Below are 986 nucleotides of genomic sequence, written 5' to 3'. Positions count from 1 at the left end.
CGGTGGCGGTGTGCTGGTAGCGGTGGGTCACCGTCTGGTTGGGGTAGGGGGCTCCGGGGTCGGTGGTGGTTGTGGTGGTGCCGTCTCCCCAGTTCCAGGTGTAGGACACGGGGGTGAACTCCACCTCGATCGCAGTGCCCAGGATGGTGGTGGTCTGGTAGCGCACGGCGGGGTTGGTGTAGACGATGAAGGCCATGGAGATCACGACCTTGGGTCCCGGGGGCTGGCGCGTGATACCCGAGCCCTGAGCAATCAACGTCGCAGCCTGACGAGTGGTGATCGTGACCGTGCGGGGGTCGGTGCCGGTGGGTTGGTCGGGTTGGGTGGGGCGGTGGAGGTTGGCCAGGTTGCACTTGTACTTATCCAGCCCGTACGCGTCCTTCTCGGGCGAGCACTCCCGGTGAGACTGCTCCTCCCACATCGACGGATCCGAGGCCGTCACAGATGGATGCTCCTGAGACGGAGGACCACCAGAATCCGATGGGCCTTCTTGGGTGATGGTCTCGCTTTTTTCTCCACGGACAGTCGGGATGTTGTCCTGGTTCTCGACATTGTAACTTCCTTTTGTTTCGGAAGGTAACGCCAGGGAGTTGCTTCCATTGGCTGCTAGAAAGGTTGAGGCTAAGGCGATAGTTAAAACAATGGCGCAGCGACTCATTTTTGTTCAACCCTTACTCCGCCAATTAACCAACGACCATCGATGTAGCGTATGGCAAAGTCTAGTGTCTCATTTTCAATCGGGCTTGCTGTCTCGGCGGCAGCCCCGCCTCCTGGGTGGGATGTAATCGTTTGGCGACTCACGGTAACTTCAACCCTATTGAAGTCGTATCCTTCAAGTTTCTCGTAATACCTGATGTTCGTAATCTCTTGTTCCCACTTGTCGTTCCACCCCCCCTGCGTTATGGAGACTCGTCGCATTGTCGACTGCTGAGCGGCAGAATTTGCATTGGTCTTCGCTCATCTTTGCTAGCCTCGATCTTTCATCG

At 57.4% G+C, this 986-nt stretch carries 1 pseudogene; it reads right to left on the bottom strand.

The annotated features are described in order from the left end of the window. Nucleotides 1-442: pseudogene (locus BKH32_RS13140) on the bottom strand (zinc transporter); the annotation flags it as partial. Between the last annotated feature and the right edge of the window lie 544 nt (nt 443-986).

The organism is Actinomyces oris, from assembly GCF_001929375.1.
Lineage (GTDB): Bacteria > Actinomycetota > Actinomycetes > Actinomycetales > Actinomycetaceae > Actinomyces > Actinomyces oris_B.
This window is presented reverse-complemented; position numbering and strand designations above follow the sequence as displayed.